The sequence below is a fragment of the Mycobacterium sp. genome, from assembly GCF_049683355.1.
GTDB lineage: Bacteria > Actinomycetota > Actinomycetes > Mycobacteriales > Mycobacteriaceae > Mycobacterium.
This window is the reverse complement of the sequence record NZ_JBAUJB010000461.1, coordinates 1-2,811: the sequence shown is the minus strand read 5'-3', so window position 1 is coordinate 2,811 and position 2,811 is coordinate 1. Positions and strand designations below refer to the sequence as shown.

General features: G+C 70.1%; 4 protein-coding genes. All 4 read right to left on the bottom strand.

Annotation, left to right across the window (positions count from 1 at the left end):
• A partial coding sequence (locus WA944_RS26200; protein ID WP_526647494.1) for a DUF58 domain-containing protein occupies nt 1–793 on the bottom strand: 793 nt, incomplete at its 3' end.
• Nucleotides 790–1,761, bottom strand: coding sequence for an AAA family ATPase (locus WA944_RS26195; protein ID WP_526371852.1), 972 nt, complete (start codon nt 1,759–1,761; stop codon nt 790–792). The genes WA944_RS26195 and WA944_RS26200, both read right to left, overlap by 4 nt.
• Entirely contained in the window at nt 1,758–2,243 is a 486-nt protein-coding gene (locus WA944_RS26190) for a hypothetical protein (protein WP_526371850.1), read from the bottom strand. The genes WA944_RS26195 and WA944_RS26190 overlap by 4 nt, the downstream gene beginning before the upstream one ends.
• Nucleotides 2,240–2,811, bottom strand: a 572-nt coding sequence (locus WA944_RS26185) for a DUF4129 domain-containing protein (protein ID WP_526647493.1), incomplete at its 5' end; no start/stop codon positions are given. The genes WA944_RS26190 and WA944_RS26185, both read right to left, overlap by 4 nt.

The window sequence follows — 2,811 nt, the reverse complement described above, 5'->3', positions numbered from 1 at the left end:
GCGCACTCTGCACCACCTGCGCGGCGCCCCGTGCCCTCCGCTCCGCCGCAGCCGTGGCAGGGCCCGGAGGCTGCGGGTAGGTGTCCAGCAGCACCACCACGTCGGCGGCCCGGTCCGTCAACCGCTCGGTGACGTGCAGCGCACCGCGGCGCGCACTGACCGGCCAGTTGACGGTGCGCAGCTGGTCACCGGGGACGTACTGCCGGATGTCGGCGTACTCCACGCCGGGGCCGAGGTGGCGGGCCAGATGGGTGCCCAGCCGGTCGAGCAGATCGGTGCGTGGAATCGCGGTGGACTGCGGTGGTGCCACCGGGAACACGCACACTTCGGCGGCGTCGACGGTTCCGCTGCCCTCCAGCAGTCCACCCCGCCCGAGCACCCGCACCGTGACCCGGATCGGGTACCGCCCCCACCGTGCGGCCTGGACGACGACCGACGTGCCGACACCTGGCGTGACGTTCTGCAGTTCCATCCCGGCCGGTACCGAACAGTGCAGCGCGACGGTGCCGCCGTCGTCGGCCTCCGCGTGCACGTCGACCCGGACCTGCTCGGATTCGAAACAGCGTTGAAACCCCGGCTGCGCGCGGACCTCCACGGTCGGCACCGGCCGCTGCCAGCCCAGCGAACACAGCACACCCAGCAGCGGCGCGGCGAATGCGATGAGCTCCCAGCTGCCGGTGATCAACGCGCAGACCACCGCGATGCCGGCACACGTGGCGATCGACCGGGCCAACGGTGCTGCGCGCCAACGTAACTCGACGTCGATGTGGCTGGTCTCAGCAGAAGCGGTCACTGCGCTCCCCGGGCGCGCGGCACCGGCAACCGGCGCAGCAGCTCGTCGACCACGTCGGCGCCCTGTACCCGCCGGACCCACATCTCTGGCTTCAAGCTGATCCGGTGAGCCAACGCCGGCACCGCAAGCGCCTTGACGTCCTCGGGGATCACATAGTCGCGGCCGAGCAGCAGCGCGTGCGCCCGCGCCAGTTGCACCAGGTCGAGTTCGGCGCGCGGGCTGGCGCCGACGGCGACCTGCGGATGCTGCCTGCTGGCGGTGGCCAGCGAGACCACGTACTGCAGGACGTCGTCGTGAACGGTCACCTCTTCGACCGACTCCTGCATGGCCACCAGGTCGCGGGCGTCGACCACCTGCTGCACGGCCGGCGGCACCGATCCGCGATCGAGGCGGCGGCGCAGCATCGTGGCCTCTTCATGCTCGGACAGGTATTTGAGCTCCAGCCTGATCGCGAACCGGTCCAACTGCGCCTCCGGCAGCGGGTACGTGCCCTCGTACTCGATCGGGTTGTCGGTGGCCAGCACCAGAAAGGGCACCGGCAGCGGGTGGGTCGCCCCGTCGATACTGACCTGCTGTTCGGCCATCGCCTCCAGCAATGCGGCCTGGGTCTTGGGCGGTGTCCGATTGATCTCGTCGCCGAGCAGCAGGTTGGTGAAGATGGGTCCGCGGCGGAATTCGAACCGGCCCGAATGCATGTCGTAGATCGTCGAGCCGAGCAGGTCGGCGGGCAGCAGGTCGGGGGTGAACTGCACGCGGGTGAACTCCAGCCCCAACGCGGCGGCGAACGACTTGGCGATCAACGTCTTTCCGAGACCCGGTAGATCCTCGACGAGGACGTGACCACGCGCGAGCACGGTGGTCAGTATCAGGTTCAGCGCCCGGCGCTTGCCGACCACCACCCGGCCGATCTCGTCGAGCACCGATTCGCACAGTGCCGTGGTGGCCGCAGGCTCGAGGTCTTGGGTCACAACCGCTCCAGACGTTCCAGGATGTCGTTGAGTGCCTCGCGGCCGGGTCCCGGCTCGGTTCCACCGGTCCGAGAGATGTTCTCCGGATCGACCCACTGCCAGAGCTGGTCCCCGAACAGCATGCGACCTGTGGCATGAAAAGCTCTCGGGTCCTTGGCTTTCCGCTGTCCGGCGGCGAGTTCGAACTGGCGCGCCAGCATCGGGCGCAGCCGGCGGTCCCAGTCCGAGCGCGTGGACTCCGACCAGGAGATCAGCGTCTCGGTGCGGGTCAGCCAGCGGCGCAGTGACGCCCCCGAATCGTCGGTCGCGGTGTCGTCGAAGGTGCCGGCGGCGTGATGAGTGAGACGCCACCGAGCGGCGGCCAACGCACCGCCGAGCGCCACCCCCGTCACGCCCAACATCAGGGTGCGGTCGAGCTGAGTGATGGCCAGCAGCTGCACCGTCACCACGAGCAACACCCCGCCGAGAACCATTTTTTTCATGGGCCGGCCGGCAGTTCTCGTTGCACCAGACGCAACGCACGAAAGGCAGCCGCGCGGTGGCCTTCGTTCATCACGTGCGGGCTGAACCGCGCCTCTTCGAACAGGTCGACCAGTTCGGCCGCGCTGTCGGCGGGCAACGCCCGGCGGGCGACCGCGCGCGCCAGCACCTCCGATGGGGTGTCGGAGAGCTGCGGGGTGGTGCCCGGCGACTTCTCCAGTTCGCGTTCCATCGCCGCATAACAGGCGATGATGGCCTCGCGCGGGTCACGGCTGCGGTCGCCGATCTCGGCCAGGCCCAGTTCGGTTGCCCTGGCCAGATCCGGTCCTGCGGACCGACCCATATCAGGGGCGTCCGCGGCGACGAGCTCGACCGCCGGGGCCCGGGTTCGCCGTCGTCCCGCGATCGCCGCGACGACGGCGAGGACAAGCATCGTGACGGTGGCCGCCGCGAGGTAGCCGAACACGTCACTCCCGCCGCCGCGCGGCGATTCCGGTGGCGCGGCGGCGGTGCTGCCGGGCTCCTCGGCGGAGCCGGGGTCGGGGTCTGCCAGCGGCATCTCGTCGACGG

Excerpts from the sequence above, each read along its gene's own strand:
- WA944_RS26190 (WP_526371850.1), bottom strand. The coding sequence starts at position 2,243 with ATGAAAAAAATGGTTCTCGGCGGGGTGTTGCTCGTGGTGACGGTGCAG.